This is a genomic window from Streptomyces sp. NPDC047043, assembly GCF_040644055.1.
Classification (GTDB): Bacteria; Actinomycetota; Actinomycetes; order Streptomycetales; family Streptomycetaceae; genus Streptomyces.
The window spans coordinates 238,114-252,990 of record NZ_JBEYVO010000016.1; the positions used below are offsets into that span (position 1 = coordinate 238,114).

The 14,877-nt window shown below is 71.3% G+C and carries 13 protein-coding genes; 4 read left to right on the forward strand and 9 right to left on the reverse strand.

The genetic code is table 11. From position 1 onward, the window contains the following. Positions 1–19: 19 nt before the first annotated feature. The 3 genes from ABZ880_RS25925 to deoC are packed head-to-tail and all read right to left on the reverse strand — an operon-like array spanning position 20 to position 3,310. Positions 20–913, reverse strand: coding sequence for an aldehyde dehydrogenase family protein (locus tag ABZ880_RS25925; protein WP_361267078.1), 894 nt, complete (start codon positions 911–913; stop codon positions 20–22). Continuing rightward, positions 906–2,342, reverse strand: coding sequence for an aldehyde dehydrogenase family protein (locus ABZ880_RS25930; RefSeq protein ID WP_361267080.1), 1,437 nt, complete (start codon positions 2,340–2,342; stop codon positions 906–908). Before ABZ880_RS25930 ends, ABZ880_RS25925 begins: the two co-directional genes overlap by 8 nt. A gap of 5 nt (positions 2,343–2,347) precedes the next feature. Then, positions 2,348–3,310 carry a deoxyribose-phosphate aldolase gene (gene deoC / locus ABZ880_RS25935; protein WP_361267082.1) on the reverse strand — a complete coding sequence of 321 codons (963 nt, stop codon included), beginning with the start codon at positions 3,308–3,310 and terminating at the stop codon, positions 2,348–2,350. Positions 3,311–3,434: 124 nt separating this feature from the next. Here deoC and ABZ880_RS25940 point away from each other — a divergent pair, with 124 nt between their 5' ends. Together ABZ880_RS25940 and ABZ880_RS25945 are read left to right on the forward strand one after the other, a co-directional pair. After that, complete coding sequence (locus ABZ880_RS25940) at positions 3,435–4,142, forward strand: PH domain-containing protein (protein ID WP_361267084.1); 708 nt, start codon at positions 3,435–3,437, stop codon at positions 4,140–4,142. Positions 4,143–4,292: 150 nt separating this feature from the next. Further along, positions 4,293–5,921, forward strand: a complete 1,629-nt coding sequence (locus ABZ880_RS25945; protein WP_361267086.1) for a hypothetical protein — start codon at positions 4,293–4,295, stop codon at positions 5,919–5,921. A 7-nt stretch (positions 5,922–5,928) separates the two neighbouring features. Here ABZ880_RS25945 and ABZ880_RS25950 read toward each other — a convergent pair whose 3' ends face one another. The 4 genes from ABZ880_RS25950 to ABZ880_RS25965 all read right to left on the reverse strand — a co-directional run bounded on the left by ABZ880_RS25950 (position 5,929) and on the right by ABZ880_RS25965 (position 10,632). Next, the gene (locus ABZ880_RS25950; protein ID WP_361267134.1) at positions 5,929–7,023 is read right to left on the reverse strand and encodes a hypothetical protein; all 1,095 of its coding nucleotides are present in this window, start codon (positions 7,021–7,023) and stop codon (positions 5,929–5,931) included. A gap of 259 nt (positions 7,024–7,282) precedes the next feature. Continuing rightward, positions 7,283–8,914, reverse strand: a complete 1,632-nt coding sequence (locus tag ABZ880_RS25955; RefSeq protein WP_361267088.1) for a phospho-sugar mutase — start codon at positions 8,912–8,914, stop codon at positions 7,283–7,285. A 311-nt stretch (positions 8,915–9,225) separates the two neighbouring features. Next, positions 9,226–10,050, reverse strand: a complete 825-nt coding sequence (locus ABZ880_RS25960; protein ID WP_361267090.1) for a purine-nucleoside phosphorylase — start codon at positions 10,048–10,050, stop codon at positions 9,226–9,228. A gap of 144 nt (positions 10,051–10,194) precedes the next feature. Further along, entirely contained in the window at positions 10,195–10,632 is a 438-nt protein-coding gene (locus ABZ880_RS25965) for a gamma-glutamylcyclotransferase (protein WP_361267092.1), read from the reverse strand. Between the two features lie 106 nt (positions 10,633–10,738). On the opposite strand from ABZ880_RS25965, the gene ABZ880_RS25970 reads away from it, so the two are divergent. Next, positions 10,739–12,187 (forward strand): NAD(P)H-quinone dehydrogenase, encoded by a 1,449-nt coding sequence (locus ABZ880_RS25970; protein ID WP_361267094.1) that lies wholly within the window; start codon positions 10,739–10,741, stop codon positions 12,185–12,187. A 190-nt stretch (positions 12,188–12,377) separates the two neighbouring features. Then, a complete protein-coding gene (locus ABZ880_RS25975; protein ID WP_361267136.1) occupies positions 12,378–13,313 on the forward strand; it encodes a DeoR/GlpR family DNA-binding transcription regulator in 936 nt (311 codons plus the stop codon). A gap of 122 nt (positions 13,314–13,435) precedes the next feature. On the opposite strand, the gene ABZ880_RS25980 is transcribed toward ABZ880_RS25975, so the two are convergent. Then, positions 13,436–14,005 carry a TetR/AcrR family transcriptional regulator gene (locus ABZ880_RS25980; RefSeq protein WP_361267096.1) on the reverse strand — a complete coding sequence of 190 codons (570 nt, stop codon included), beginning with the start codon at positions 14,003–14,005 and terminating at the stop codon, positions 13,436–13,438. A gap of 86 nt (positions 14,006–14,091) precedes the next feature. After that, the coding region (locus tag ABZ880_RS25985; RefSeq protein ID WP_361267098.1) for a biotin/lipoyl-containing protein at positions 14,092–14,877 on the reverse strand (786 nt) is incomplete at its 5' end.

Consider the following 14,877-nt stretch of genomic DNA (forward strand, 5'->3'; position numbering starts at 1 on the left):
TCGGTCTGTTGGCTGCCGGTCAGTACGACGAGCCGGACGCGCCCAGTGAACCCGTCGGGTGCCAGACCGTCTTCGTCTCCAGGAACGCCGTCATGCGGTCGATCCCCGGCGTCGCCGACCAGCCGGCTTCATCCACAGGCTGTGGACGGAGAACCCGCTTCAGGTTGTCCGCCGCCGCGATCTCCAGCTCCTTCGCCAGTACGTCGTCGGCGCCGGCCAGGTCGATCGCGTTGACGTCCTGGTGCGCGGCCAGCGGCGCCGCGAGTTCCGCCGTACGGCCGGACAGGATGTTCACGACACCGCCGGGGACGTCCGAGGTGGCCAGGACCTCGCCCAGGGACAGGGCCGGGAGCGGGGCCTTCTCGGACGCGATCACGATCGCCGTGTTGCCGGTCGCGATGACCGGGGCGACGACCGAGACGAGGCCCAGGAAGGACGACTCCTGGGGGGCGAGGACCGTCACGACTCCCGTCGGCTCCGGGCTCGACAGGTTGAAGTACGGGCCCGCCACCGGGTTCGCGCCGCCGATCACCTGGGCGATCTTGTCGGTCCAGCCCGCGTACCAGACCCAGCGGTCGATCGTCGCGTCGACCTGGTCGGCCGCCTTGGACTTCGACAGGCCTTCCGCCTCGGCCACCTCGCGCACGAACTGCGTCTTGCGGCCCTCCAGCATCTCGGCGACGCGGTAGAGGATCTGACCGCGGTTGTACGCCGTCGCGCCCGCCCAGCCACCGAACGCCTTGCGCGCGGCGACCACCGCGTCACGGGCGTCCTTGCGGGACGAAAGAGGCGCGTTCGCCAGCCAGTTGCCCTTCGAGTCCGTCACCTCGTACACCCGGCCGCTCTCGGAACGCGGGAACTTCCCGCCGACGTACAGCTTGTAGGTCTTGAAGACACTCAAACGGTCAGACATCGAGGTACGCCTCCAGGCCGTGCCGACCGCCCTCGCGGCCGAAGCCCGACTCCTTGTAGCCGCCGAACGGCGAGGTCGGGTCGAACTTGTTGAACGTGTTGGACCAGATCACGCCCGCGCGGAGCTTGTTGGCGACGGCGAGGATGCGTGAACCCTTCTCCGTCCAGATGCCCGCCGACAGGCCGTACTGGCTGTTGTTGGCCTTCGCGACCGCCTCGTCCGGCGTGCGGAAGGTGAGGACCGACAGGACCGGGCCGAAGATCTCGTCGCGCGCGATCCGGTGCGCCTGGGTGACGTTCGTGAAGAGCGTCGGCGCGAACCAGTAGCCGGAGGTGGGAATTTCGCAGGCCGGCGACCAGCGCTCGGCGCCCTCCGCCTCGCCCTGCTCGACGAGGGTGGTGATGCGCGAGAGCTGCTCCTCGGAGTTGATCGCGCCGATGTCCGTGTTCTTGTCGAGCGGGTCGCCGAGGCGGAGCGTCGACAGACGGCGCTTGAGCGAGTCCAGCAGCTCGTCCTGGATCGACTCCTGGACGAGGAGGCGGCTGCCCGCGCAGCAGACCTGGCCCTGGTTGAAGAAGATCCCGTTGACGATGCCCTCGACGGCCTGGTCGATCGGGGCGTCGTCGAAGACGATGTTGGCGCCCTTGCCGCCCAGTTCGAGGGTGAGCTTCTTGCGGCTGCCCGCGACCGTCTTCGCGATCTCCTTGCCGACGGCCGTGGAACCGGTGAACGCGACCTTGCTGACGTCCGGGTGTGCGACGAGTGCGGCGCCCGTGTCGCCGTATCCCGGAAGGATGTTGACGACACCCTTGGGGAGGCCGGCCTGGCGGCAGATGTCCGCGAAGAACAACGCCGACAGCGGGGTGGTCTCCGCCGGCTTCAGGACGACCGTGTTGCCCGTCGCCAGCGCCGGGGCGATCTTCCACGCCAGCATCAGGAGCGGGAAGTTCCAGGGAATGACCTGGCCCGCGACGCCGAGTGGGCGCGGGTTCGGGCCGAAGCCGGCGTGGTCGAGCTTGTCGGCCCAGCCCGCGTAGTAGAAGAAGTGCGCGGCGACCAGCGGGAGATCGGCGTCGCGGGTCTCCTTGATCGGCTTGCCGTTGTCCAGCGTCTCCAGGACCGCCAGCTCACGGCTGCGCTCCTGGATGATCCGGGCGATGCGGAACAGGTACTTGGCGCGCTCGGCGCCCGGAAGCGCCGACCACTTCTCGAAGGCCTTGCGGGCGGCCTTCACCGCGCGGTCGACGTCCTCGGAACCGGCCTGGGCGACCTCGGACAGCACTTCTTCGGTGCTGGGGCTGACGGTCTTGAAGACCTTGCCGTCGGCCGCCTCCACGAACTCGCCGTCGATGAACAGGCCGTAGGAGGGCGCGATGTCGACGATCGAGCGGGACTCGGGTGCCGGCGCGTATTCGAATGCGGATGCCATGGTGATCAGTCCACCGTCACGTAGTCGGGGCCGGAGTAGCGGCCGGTGGCCAGCTTCTGACGCTGCATCAGCAGGTCGTTCAGGAGCGAGGAGGCGCCGAAGCGGAACCAGTGGTTGTCCAGCCAGTCCTCGCCGACGGTCTCGTTGACCAGGACGAGGAACTTGATCGCGTCCTTGGAGGTGCGAATCCCGCCGGCCGGCTTCACGCCGACCTGTACCCCGGTCTGGGCGCGGAAGTCGCGGACGGCCTCCAGCATCAACAGGGTGTTGGCGGGCGTGGCGTTGACCGCGACCTTGCCCGTGGACGTCTTGATGAAGTCGGCGCCCGCCAGCATGCCGAGCCAGCTCGCGCGCCGGATGTTGTCGTACGTGGAGAGCTCGCCGGTCTCGAAGATGACCTTGAGGCGGGCCGCGGGCCCGCAGGCCTCCTTCACGGCGACGATCTCGTCGTAGACCTTCATGTAGTTCCCCGCGAGGAACGCCCCGCGGTCGATGACCATGTCGACCTCGTCTGCGCCCGCGGCGACCGCGTCGCGCACGTCGGCCAGCTTCACCGGGAGGGCGGCGCGGCCGGCCGGGAAGGCGGTGGCGACCGAGGCGACCTTCACGGTCGAACCGGCGACGGCCTCCTTGGCGGCGGGCACCATGTCGGGATAGACGCAGACGGCCGCGGTCGCGGGGGTCGTGCGGTCGGTCGGGTCGGGGTGGACCGCCTTGGCGCCGAGCGCCCGGACCTTGCCCGGGGTGTCCGCGCCTTCCAGCGTCGTCAGGTCGACCATCGAGATGGCGAGGTCGATGGCGTACGCCTTCGCTGTCGTCTTGATGGAACGGGTGCCGAGAGAGGCGGCGCGCGCCTCCAGGCCGACCGCGTCGACGCCGGGCAGCCCGTGGAGGAAGCGGCGCAGCGTGCTGTCGGACGAGGTGACGTCCGAGAGTGTGTGAGCTGCGTTGGGTGCAATGGTGGGCATGGTCACCAGACGAGCATATCTACGCGCGTAGCGGCTGTACACCCCCGGAGAACCCCTGGATGCTCATCCGTTACTGCGCCACCGCGTACGAGCGCTGTCCGCGGCGTCGGGCAGAATCGGGACCATGACGACGCCCGAGCCCCAGTCACCCTCGCCGCAGTCCCCGGCAGCCCAGTCCAAGGACCGGGTCTACCGGTCGCCCGCGGGCATTGTCGGCGGTGTCCTGCTGCTCGCCATCGCGGGCTGGCTCGGCATCGACGCGATCGTCAAGGGGCACGGCCGCACGCCGTGGCTGGCGCTCGCCACGCTGATCCTGGTCGTGCCGCTGGTCGCCGCCCTCACCCTGCGCCCGGCCGTCTACGCCAACGAGGAGCGGCTGCGCATCCGCAACCCGTTCCGCGTGATCGTGGTGCCTTGGGGCCAGATCGCCTCGCTGCGGTCCGGTTACTCCAACGAGGTCGTGGCGAAGTCCGGCAGCAAGTACCAGCTGTGGGCCGTCCCGGTCTCGCTGCGGGCCCGCAAGAAGGCGGCCCGGCGGGCGTCCCGGGCGGCGGCGGACGCGCGGCGGGGCGACCGCGGCGGACGTGGCGGTCTGGGCGGCGGCTTCGGCCTCGGCGGCCTCGGCGGCGGGTTCTCGCGCAGCGACACCGACGCCGACGGCCCGATGCGCGCCGAGTCCGACAAGGTCATGGACGACCTGCGCGAACTGCTGGAGAGCCGCGAGCAGGCGGAGACGGCGCAGGGCGAGGTGACGGTGCGCTGGGCGTACGAGATCGCGGGCGCCGCGGCGGCCGGGGCGGTACTGCTGGCGATCCTGCTGGCGACGGGCTGACGCGGGGAGACCTGACCACCTGGCTACCGCTTCACAGCTTCGTTGGGCATGATCGGCGTTCACACCTCGGGCACGACGGCACCCCCACCCCCCACCCGGACGGAACCGAGGACCGCTGCCACCTCTGTGGTCCTGAGTGTCTGGGAAACGATGAGCCCGAGCCCTCGAGCGCTGCCCCCTGCCGCGATACCCGACGGATGCCCTCCCTGGGACGGCGAGCAGACGCGCCGCTGGACGCAGGCGCTGGCGCCGCGCTGGGTGCCGGTGCGGGTGCCCAGGCGGGTGGTTCTGCTGGTGGACCTCTGCGCCCTGCTCGCCGCCTGCGGACTGGCCGACTTCGGGGTGCAGCCCTTCGTCGCGGCTTTCGTCGCGCTCCAGGTGGTGTGGCTGCTGGTGCGCCCCGAGGTCGTACGGATCACGGCGGCGATGCAGGTCCTCATGGTCGCCGCACCGTCGGCGGGGCCGTCCGTGTGGGTGCTGCCCGGTGGCATCCTGCTCGCGGGCGTCTGCGCTCGGGCCGCGCACCTGCGCCTGGCGGCCCGGCAGCGGCAGTCGGACGCGGCGCTGGCGGCGTCCGACGGTGTGACGGCCCCCCTGCCGGAAGCGCCGCTGTGGCGCGGGAGGATCTTCACTCTGGTCGGGCTCGTGCTGGTGGTGGCGGGGGCCGCGCTGGCCGTCGTCGCCACCGGCGCCGATGCCGCCGACGACCGGCAGGTGGGGCCCGCGGCCGGGTTCTTCCTCGTCGGACTCGGCCTCACCGCGCTGCTCTCCGGGGTCCTGGGCCGCCGCAGGTCCGCCGCGCTGCGCCGGGAGCCGGCGCCCGTCCTGCGCGTGCTGGTGCGCGACAGCGGGATGGTGGACACGGAGGTGTTCGCCGCCGACGACCTCGGGGCGCTGCGACCGCTGTTCACGGTCTCGTTGACCGAGGTGGACGAGGACGACGACGAGGACCTCGACGACGAGGAGGCCGAGGAGCTCGTCGACCGGCCGGACAGCGACGATCCCGGCCCGCTGTGTGAGGCCGTTCTGTACGGGACGCCGTACGAGGGCGCCGAGCTGCTGCTGGTCCGCGCCGCCGAGAAGCCGGGCGAGGAGCCGACGGTGGAGCGGTCCGTCGGGCCCGTACGGCCGCTGTCCGACCCCCACGTCCGGCGCGAGCTGCGCGCGGAGAAGGGCAGGGCGACCCGCGACGCGGTGTACGCGGAACGCAGCCGCGCGGCCACCGAAGCCGTCGCCAGGGCTCCGTACGTCGTGGCCGGCAAGGGCGTACGGCGGTGGCGTTCGGGGTGGCCGGACTGGCTGACCGCCGCCGGTGCGGTGGTGTGGGCCGTGCACTTCGCCTGGGACGAGGACGACGTGTGGTGGTACGGCGCCGGCGGCCTCCTGGGGATCGTCGCCGTGCTGATGCTGCCGAAGTGGCTCGCCTGGCGCATCACCGCCGACCGGGACGGCCTGTGGTTCAACGGGCTGCGCCGCGCCCGGCACATCGCCTGGGACGACATACGGCTCGTCAGGTGCAAGGGCCAGGAGCTGAAGATCGACAGCCGTCGGGCCTCCTTCGACGAGTGGTCGGCGTTCGGCTTCCGGTGGCCCTGGCTGGAGCGGAAGCTGGGCTTCATCCACCCCTACGAGCGGGCGGCCGCCGAGATCACGGCGATGTGGCGGGAGCCCGCCTACCGGCCGTTCGCCGCAGCCGGCGAGCGGGAGCGCAGGCGGCTGCTGTGGCCTGTGGCCGTGCTCGTGGCGCTCGTCTGGACCGCGGGTCTGATGCTTTTGTAGGCACGTCTCACGGCGCGCTCGGCCACAGCAGGATCATGTTCGCGCTGCAGTACGCCGAGCCGAGCACCGCCGCGGTGAGCACCAGCGCGCGGTGGCGGCGGGAAGCGCGGTGCAGGTGCAGGGCCACCGGCAGCAGGAGCGGGAAGCCCGGCAGGAGGAAGCGGGCGCGGGGGAAGTAGACGCCACCGCTGCACAGGACGATCACCAGCAGGATGCCGGTGAAGACGAGCAGGGGGAACGGCTGGCGGTCCCACACCGACAGCACGAACAGCACCGCCGACACGATCAGCGTGCACGTCACGATCACCATGAACAGGTGCGGCCGCGGGTCGACCCCGAGGGTCTCCTTGATCCGGCGCACTGTCTCCTCGCCGCCGTCCAGCTCGTTGTGCCACAGCCGCTGTACGGCGAAGTAGCCGTCCCAGCGGCCGAGGCGCAGGCCGACCCAGCCGACGTACAGGCACCAGCCGAGCGGGGCCAGGGCGGCGGCCGCGAGGAGGCGGGTGTCGCGGGGACGGTGGCGGAGGGCGAGCAGTGCCCGGACGGTGACCGCGGCGGCCACCGCGATGCCGGTCGGGCGGGTCAGGCCGGCGAGCGAGGCGAGGGTCGCGGCGAGGAGGGGGCGGTCGGTCAGTACGGCGTACAGCGCCCAGGCCGCGAACGCCGTGAACAGGGACTCGGTGTAGCCCATCCACTGCACCAGGCTCACCGGGAGCGCGGCCCACAGGACGGTCAGCAGGACGCCGACCCGGCGGCCGTGCAGCCGGTCGCCGACCGCGAAGACGCCCCAGGCGGCGAAGAACGAGGCGAGGACGGCGATGCCGAGGCCGGTGGAGGCGCGGCTGCCCGGGGTGAGTACCGCGACCGCCTTCATCAGGTACGGGTACAGCGGGAAGAAGGCCAGGTTGTTCGCGTCGTACGCGGTGCCGAGCGTATGGGTGTAGCCGTGGTCGGCGATGCCGAGGTACCAGTCGGCGTCCCACTGGATCGCCAGGAGGGGCCAGAGGCCGTGGTGCCGGCGGTGGGCCCAGAGGGTGAGGACGAGCAGGCCCGTCAGGCGTACGGCGAGATAGGCGAGGAGAGCGGGGACCGCGCGGCGCAGGAGGGACGCGGCGGCCCGGGGCTGTGGTGAGCCCGGGGGTGCGGCGGTCGCTCGGGGTTTCGGCCGGAATGCGGTCGAGGACACGGCGGCGGCTCCAGGGCTGGCTCGGCGGTGCGGTTGCCGTTCCACCGTTGCCCGGGCGCCCCGGCGGGGCGTGGAGCCCAGGTCAACAGCCCTGGGTAAATCACCCGATGGGGTGCCCCGCGTCTGGCGGAACGGGGGCACCCCGGCGAGTAAGAGGCTGTGTCTCCAAGGATCCTCAGATGCCGGCTGCGGCCGAGAGGTCCCGCTTGATCGCTGCGAGCAGGTCGGCGGCGGTCGCGTGGGCCGCCGGGAGGTCGGCGCGTGTGGCCACGGGGACCACCACCTCCAGGTAGCACTTCAGCTTCGGCTCCGTGCCGCTCGGGCGGACGATGACGCGGGCGCCGTCGAGGGTGTAGCGCAGGCCGTCGGTGGGCGGGAGTTCCTCGGTGCCCTGTGTGAGGTCCTCGGCCTTGGTGATCGCCAGCCCTGCGAGCTCGGTCGGGGGCTGCTCGCGGAGCTGTTCCATGGCGCGGGCGATGACCGAGAGATCCTCCACGCGGACCGAGAGCTGGTCGGTGGCGTGCAGGCCGTGCTCGACGGCGAGGTCGTCGAGGAGGTCGAGGAGTGTGCGGCCCTGCTCCTTGAGCTCGGACGCCAGCTCGGTGATCAGCAGGGCGGCCGTGATGCCGTCCTTGTCGCGTACGCCGCCCGGGTCCACGCAGTAGCCGAGGGCCTCCTCGTAGCCGTAGCGCAGGCCCTCTACGCGGGCGATCCACTTGAAGCCGGTGAGGGTCTCCTCGTACGGCAGGCCCGCCTTTTCGGCGATACGGCCGAGGAGGGAGGAGGAGACGATCGACTCGGCGAAGGTGCCGCGCGCTCCGCGGGCGACCAGGTGCGCGGCGAGCAGTGCGCCGACCTCGTCGCCGCGCAGCATGCGCCAGTCGGCGCCGTCCTTCACGGCTACGGCGCAGCGGTCGGCGTCCGGGTCGTTGGCGATGATCAGGTCGGGGTCGGTCGCGCGGGCCTGGGCGAAGGCCAGGTCCATGGCGCCGGGCTCTTCCGGGTTGGGGAAGGCGACCGTGGGGAAGTCCGGGTCGGGCTCGGCCTGTTCGGCGACGACGACGGGCTCGGGGAAGCCGGCGCGGGCGAAGGCGGCGAGCAGGGTGTCCTTGCCGACGCCGTGCATCGCCGTGTAGACGGTGCGGGCCGTGCGCGCGGAGCGTCTGGCGAGTACGGCGTCGGTGCGGGCGAGGTAGGCCTCGAGGACCGACTCGTCGAGGGTCTCCCAGCCGGAGTCCGGGCGCGGGACGTCGTTGAGCGAGGCGATCGCGTCGATCTCGGCGGCGATCTCCGCGTCGGCGGGGGGCACGATCTGGGAGCCGTCGCCGAGGTAGACCTTGTAGCCGTTGTCGCGGGGCGGGTTGTGGCTGGCGGTGACCTCCACGCCGGCTACCGCGCCCAGGTGCCTTATGGCGTACGCCAGGACGGGGGTGGGGAGGGGGTGGGGGAGTACGGCGGCGCGGAGGCCGGCGCCGGTCATCACGGCGGCCGTGTCGCGGGCGAAGTCGGCGGACTTGTGGCGGGCGTCGTAGCCGATGACGACGAGGCCGCCGCGCTGTCCCTTGGCGTTCAGGTACGCGGCGAGGCCGGCGGCGGCGCGGATGACGACCGAGCGGTTCATGCGCATGGGGCCGGCGCCCAGTTCGCCGCGCAGGCCTGCCGTGCCGAACTGGAGCGTGCCGCTGAAGCGGTCGGTGAGTTCGGTGACGTCTCCGGCCTCGATGAGCTTGGAGAGCTCGTCGCGGGTCTCCGGGTCGGGGTCCTCCGTCAGCCAGGTCTTGGCCCGGGCGATGAGATCGTCGTGCACGGTCGGTCCAGCCTCTCGTGTGGTCTGAGGGGATGCCTGCGGCGCATCTGCGGATTGGTGGGGGTGCGTGTAGCGCCTGCGGTTCGATTGTGGTCGGGGCCGCGCCGGGGGTGTCCGTCCTCGGTCGGGCGGTTGCTGTGTCGTGGGGCTGCGCTCGGCGGTGGACGCCGCTGCGGGCGGACACCCCCCGGCACGTCCCCTTCTCGTCGTACGCGGGTGCAGCGCGCCCCAAAGGGGCGCGGGGAACTGCGCGATCAGGCGCTACGGACCTGCAGTCGCACTACGACATTCCGCGGCACCCCCTGTCGCGTTCAGAGCCGGCCGAGTACCTGGGCGAGCAGCGAGCCCATCCGTGTTGCCGAGTCGCGGCCTGCCTGGAGGACCTCCTCGTGGTTGAGGGGTTCGCCGGTCATGCCTGCCGCAAGGTTGGTGACCAGGGAGATGCCGAGGACCTCGGCGCCCGCCTCGCGCGCGGCGATGGCTTCGAGGACCGTCGACATGCCCACCAGGTCCGCGCCGATGACTCGGGCCATGCGGATCTCGGCCGGCGTCTCGTAGTGCGGGCCGGGGAACTGGGCGTAGACGCCTTCCTCCAGGGTCGGGTCGATCTCCTTGCACAGGGCGCGCAGGCGCGGGGAGTAGAGGTCCGTCAGGTCTACGAAGTTGGCGCCGACGATCGGGGACGTCGCCGTCAGGTTGATGTGGTCGCTGATCAGGACCGGCTGGCCGGGGCGCATGCCCTCGCGGAGGCCGCCGCAGCCGTTGGTGAGGATGATCGTCTTGCAGCCGGCCGCGACCGCGGTGCGGACGCCGTGGGCCACGGCCGCCACGCCACGGCCCTCGTAGTAGTGGGTGCGGCCCAGGAAGACCAGGGCCCGCTTGTTTCCGATCTTGTACGAGCGGATCTTGCCGCCGTGCCCTTCCACCGCCGGCGGCGGGAAACCGGGCAGCTCGGTGACCTGGAGCTCGGCGTCGGCTGCGCCGAGGGCGTCCACGGCCGGTGCCCAGCCGGAGCCCATCACGAGGGCGACGTCGTGGGTCTCGGCGCCGGTCAGTTCGCGCAGGCGCGCGGCGGCGGCGTCGGCGGCGGCATGGGGGTCGCCCTGGATGTCGTCCGGAAGAAGAGATGCGTTCACGCGACTGAGGGTAGCCGGTTTGTGCCTACGCGCGTAGATGACAGAGCTCACGGGATGGCGATCGTTGTCTTGTCGTTTCCAACGAAGAGTGAGACGCAACGGGAGCTATGTGGTGCCTGTGTACAACCTGGGTGTCCGCTGTGATCAGCAGGGGCGCTTTCGCAGCTCCATCACGTAGTCGTGCGGGGCTCCCGCGGACTCGGCGGCGTCCGCGATCTCGCCCAGGTACCGGGCCGACGGGAGGCCGCCCTCGTAGCCGTCGAGGACGTACAGCCAGGCCGACTCCTCGCCCTCCAGTGTGTGCACCCGGGCCCGCATCCGGCGGTAGACGCCGAGACCTACGCCCTCCCAGCGGTCCATGGACTCCTCGTCCAGCGGTGCGATGTCGTACAACGCGACGAAGACCTGCGAGAACGGGTCCTCGACGATCGTCGCCAGCGCGCCCTCCCAGCCCATGTGCTCGCCCCCGAACGTCAGCCGCCACCCGTTCAGCCAGCCCGTGGCGCGCATCGGCGAGTGCGGGGCGCGGCGGGTCATCAGCCGCGCGTCGAGGTTGCCGGCGTACGCGGCGTAGAGCGACATGCGTCGAGGGTACGGCAGTCCGCACACGAGCCCCTGCGGTATCAGGGGCCCCTTGCCAACCCATTGCCCCGCCCCCGGGCAGTGGCACCTTGAACCGTGCGGGACAATGGGGTACGTGACTCGGATCGTGATCATCGGTGGCGGACCCGGCGGATACGAAGCGGCGCTGGTGGCCGCTCAGCTCGGCGCGGAGGTGACCGTCGTCGACTGCGACGGTCTGGGCGGAGCGTCGGTGCTGACCGACTGCGTGCCGTCGAAGACCCTTATCGCTACGGCCGAGGTGATGACCACCTTCGACTCGTCGTACGAGGAGCTGGGGATCATCGTCGCGGACGACACCCCACCCCTGGAGCAGGCAGCCCGGGTGGTGGGCGTGGATCTGGGGAAGGTCAACAGGCGGGTCAAGCGGCTTGCCCTCGCCCAGTCCCACGACATCACCGCCTCCGTCACCCGCGCCGGCGCCCGGGTCATGCGCGGCAGGGGCCGCCTCGAGGGCATGCAGGCCCTCGACGGGTCGCGGAAGGTGATCGTGGCGGCTGCCGACGGTTCCGAGGAGACCCTCACCGCCGATGCCGTGCTGATCGCGACCGGCGGCCACCCGCGCGAGCTGCCCGACGCCCAGCCCGACGGCGAGCGCATCCTCAACTGGACGCAGGTGTACGACCTCACCGAGCTGCCCGAGGAGCTCATCGTGGTCGGGTCGGGTGTGACCGGTGCCGAGTTCGCCGGTGCCTACCAGGCACTGGGGTCCAAGGTGACGCTCGTGTCGTCCCGGGACCGCGTGCTGCCGGGTGAGGACCCCGACGCCGCCGCCGTCCTCGAGGACGTCTTCCGCCGCCGTGGCATGAACGTCATGGCCCGGTCGCGGGCCTCCGCCGCCAAGCGGGTCGGGGACCGGGTGGAGGTCACCCTGTCCGACGGGCGGGTCATCGCCGGCTCCCACTGCCTCATGGCCGTCGGCGCCATCCCGAACAGCGCGGGCCTCGGCCTGGAGGAGGCCGGCGTCAAGCTCCGCGAGTCCGGGCACATCTGGACCGACAAGGTGTCCAGGACCACGGCCCCCGGTGTGTACGCCGCCGGTGACGTGACCGGCGTCTTCGCCCTCGCGTCGGTGGCCGCCATGCAGGGACGTATCGCCATGTACCACTTCCTGGGCGACGCGGTGGCTCCGCTGAACCTGAAGACCGTGTCGTCCAATGTGTTCACCGATCCCGAGATCGCGACCGTCGGGTACACGCAGGCCGATGTCGACGGGGGCAAGATCGACGCGCGGGTCGTGAAGCTTCCGCTGCTGCGGAACCCGCGCGCCAAGATGCAGGGCATCCGCGACGGCTTCGTGAAGTTGTTCTGCCGACCGGGTACGGGCATTGTCGTGGGCGGTGTGGTCGTCTCCCCGCGCGCATCGGAACTGATCCATCCGATCTCGATCGCCGTCGACAACAATCTGACGGTCGAACAGATCGCGAACGCGTTCACCGTCTACCCGAGTCTTTCGGGGTCGATCGCCGAGGTCGCGCGTCAGCTCCACACGCGCAAGTCCGGCGGCGAGGTCTGACGGCCGAAACCGACTCCCCGCTGGTCACGGGGAGTTGTCGAGCATGCGTACGGCATAGGCGGGACGGGTAGGCCCTATACCACTTCCCGCCCTCCTGTGCGAACAACTTCTGCTATTCGGCGCAAACAGCTGAAAGCAGACGGTCGTTGGGGTTACTGTCAGTTTCGTGTTCGCTGCAGAACGTCGCCAATTGATCCTCGAAATGGTGCGAGCGAATGGGGCCGTGTCGCTCCGTGAGCTCGCCCGCGTCGTCCAGACCTCCGAAGTGACCGTACGGCGGGACGTGCGCGCACTGGAGGCAGAAGGACTCCTCGACCGCCGGCACGGCGGTGCGGTACTGCCGGGCGGGTTCACGCGGGAGTCCGGCTTTCCGCAGAAGTCACATCTCGCGACCGCCGAGAAGACGGCCATCGCCGACCTCGCCGCCAACTTCGTGGAAGAGGGCGAGGCCATCGTGGTCGGGGCGGGTACCACCACCCAGGAGCTGGCGCGCCGGCTCGCCCGGGTGCCCGGGCTGACCGTTGTCACCAACTCCCTGTTGGTGGCCCAGGCGTTGGCCCATGCCAACCGCGTGGAGGTCGTGATGACCGGCGGCACCCTGCGTGGCTCCAACTATGCGCTGGTGGGCAGCGGGGCCGAGCAGTCCCTGCAGGGCCTCAGGGTCTCGCGGGCCTTCCTGTCCGGGAGCGGGCTCACCGCCGAGCGGGGGCTGTCCACGTCCAACATGCTGTCGGCGTCCGTCGACCGGGCGTTGGTGCAGGCCGCCGCGGAGGTCGTCGTGCTCGCCGATCACACCAAGCTCGGTACGGACACGATGTTCCAGACCGTGCCGACGGATGTGATCACGCGGCTGGTCACCGATGAGCCGCCGCCGCATGACGATCGGGCGGCGACGGAGTTGCAGGCGCTGGCCGACCAGGGCGTGCAGATCGCTGTCGCCGGGGCGTCGGGGAACTCGGGCGGTGATTCCGTCCCCCCGCGCCAGGCGCGCCGGGACGTCGCCCTTCCGGGGCCTCGCCGCGGCCAGGGGCCCGGGGCGGTCCCGGGGCTTCGGACGGCCACGGTTCTCGGTGAGACCTCGGCGGGGGCGGAGCGGGCGCGGGTTGCTGATCTGCGGCGGCGGTAGGGTCACCCGATCGCCGTGGGGCTTACCTTGCCGGGCGAGTACAGGTCCCTTGTGGCTGGTCGCGCCCACGCGGCGGAGCCGCATGTCAGACCCAGCCCCGCGCCCCTCAAAAGCCGCTGCACTCACGTGTCTTTCAAGCCCCTCAGCGTCAAGAGCAGCAAGCGGTCCGCCAGTTCCGGGTCGCCCGGTGACTCCTCCGCCGCCAGTGCGATCGCGTGGGTCAGTTGGAGCAGGTCGCCGATCGCCACGTCGGTGCGGACCGTGCCCGTCTCCTGAGCCCGCGCCAGCAAGGCGCCGCCCGCCTCCCGGATGGGTCCGCTACAGCGGGCCAGTGCCGAGGTGTTGTCGGTCGTGACCGACATCAGGGCATGAGCCAGGCCTCGGTACTCGCCTGCGTGCCTGACGATTTCGCGCAGCCAGGTCACCAGTGCTGTGCAGGACTCGGGGGCGTTCAGGAGTTCTCGGGAGCGAGCCAGCAGGTCGCTCACCGCCTCCTCGAAGACCGCGCTCAACAGGGCGTGGCGGTTGGGGAAATGGCGGTACAGGGTGCCGATGCCGACGCCCGCTCGGCGGGCCACGTCCTCCAGGGACGCGTCCGTGCCGTGTGTCGCGAAGGCGGAGCGGGCCTCGGTGAGCAGCCGCTCGTGGTTGCGGCGGGCGTCGGCTCGCATGCCTGCCGGCGGCTTGGTCATGGGTCTCACCTGCCCTCGTACGCTGCACGGAGGCGCCCGACGGACAGGCTGTTCCTGTCCGTCGGGCGCCTTCGGTGCTGTGTGGTTCAGTCCTTGATCTCGCAGATCGCGGCGCCGGACGTGATGGACGCGCCGACTTCGGCGGACAGGCCCTTGATGGTGCCGGACTTGTGGGCGTTCAGGGGCTGTTCCATCTTCATCGCCTCGAGTACGACGACCATGTCGCCCTCCTTGACCTCCTGGCCCTCCTCGACGGCGACCTTGACGATCGTGCCCTGCATGGGCGAGGCGAGGGTGTCGCCCGAGGCGACCGGGCCGGACTTCTTGGCGGCGCGGCGCTTGGGGCGGGCGCCGGCGGCGAGGCCGGTGCGGGCCAGGGACATGCCCAGCGAGGACGGCAGGGAGACCTCGAGACGCTTGCCGCCGACCTCGACGACGACCGTCTCCCGGCCCGGCTCCTCGTCCGTCTCCGCGTCGGCGGGGGCGGCGAAGGGCTTGATCTCGTTGACGAACTCGGTCTCGATCCACCGGGTGTGGACCGTGAACGGCTCGGCGGAGCCCGTGAGTTCCGGCGCGAAGGCCGGGTCCCTGACGACCGCGCGGTGGAAGGGGATTGCGGTGGCCATGCCCTCGACGGTGAACTCGTCGAGCGCCCGGGCGGCCCGTTCCAGGGCCTCCTTGCGGGTACGGCCCGTCACGATCAGCTTGGCGAGGAGGGAGTCCCAGGCCGGGCCGATCACGCTGCCGGACTCGACGCCCGCATCCAGGCGGACACCCGGGCCGGACGGCGGGGCGAACTCGGTGACCGTGCCGGGGGCGGGCAGGAAGCCTCGGCCCGGGTCCTCGCCGTTGATGCGGAACTCGAAGGAGTG

Excerpts from the sequence above, each read along its gene's own strand:
- ABZ880_RS25925 (WP_361267078.1), bottom strand. The coding sequence starts at position 913 with ATGTCTGACCGTTTGAGTGTCTTCAAGACCTACAAGCTGTACGTCGGC.
- ABZ880_RS25930 (WP_361267080.1), bottom strand. The coding sequence starts at position 2,342 with ATGGCATCCGCATTCGAATACGCGCCGGCACCCGAGTCCCGCTCGATC.
- deoC (WP_361267082.1), bottom strand. The coding sequence starts at position 3,310 with ATGCCCACCATTGCACCCAACGCAGCTCACACACTCTCGGACGTCACC.
- ABZ880_RS25940 (WP_361267084.1), top strand. The coding sequence starts at position 3,435 with ATGACGACGCCCGAGCCCCAGTCACCCTCGCCGCAGTCCCCGGCAGCC.
- ABZ880_RS25945 (WP_361267086.1), top strand. The coding sequence starts at position 4,293 with ATGAGCCCGAGCCCTCGAGCGCTGCCCCCTGCCGCGATACCCGACGGA.
- ABZ880_RS25965 (WP_361267092.1), bottom strand. The coding sequence starts at position 10,632 with ATGTCGCTCTACGCCGCGTACGCCGGCAACCTCGACGCGCGGCTGATG.
- ABZ880_RS25970 (WP_361267094.1), top strand. The coding sequence starts at position 10,739 with ATGGGGTACGTGACTCGGATCGTGATCATCGGTGGCGGACCCGGCGGA.
- ABZ880_RS25980 (WP_361267096.1), bottom strand. The coding sequence starts at position 14,005 with ATGACCAAGCCGCCGGCAGGCATGCGAGCCGACGCCCGCCGCAACCAC.